This window comes from Pseudomonas sp. 50_B, from assembly GCF_017491625.1.
GTDB lineage: Bacteria > Pseudomonadota > Gammaproteobacteria > Pseudomonadales > Pseudomonadaceae > Aquipseudomonas > Aquipseudomonas danubii.
Window position 1 is genome coordinate 1 of the sequence record NZ_JAFGYX010000205.1, and the last position, 245, is coordinate 245.

Annotated in this window: 1 protein-coding gene; it reads left to right on the forward strand. The window is 64.5% G+C overall.

The genetic code is table 11. From position 1 onward, the window contains the following. The coding region (locus J5M73_RS31635; RefSeq protein ID WP_207817033.1) for an amino acid permease at positions 1-245 on the forward strand (245 nt) is incomplete at both ends.

The following is a 245-nucleotide window of genomic DNA, read 5'->3' on the forward strand; positions in this document are numbered from 1 at the left end:
GATGGACCAGGTGCGCAACATGATGCTGGTCACGGTATTCGTGTTCATCGGCATCGAGGGCGCCAGCGTCTACTCGGCCCGGGCGCAGAAACGCGCGGACGTCGGGCGGGCCACGGTGATCGGCTTCATCACCGTGCTGCTGTTCCTGGTGCTGGTGAACGTGCTGTCCCTGGGGATCATGACCCAGCCGGAACTGGCCAAGCTGCAGAACCCGTCCATGGCTGCCGTGCTGGAGCATGTGGTGG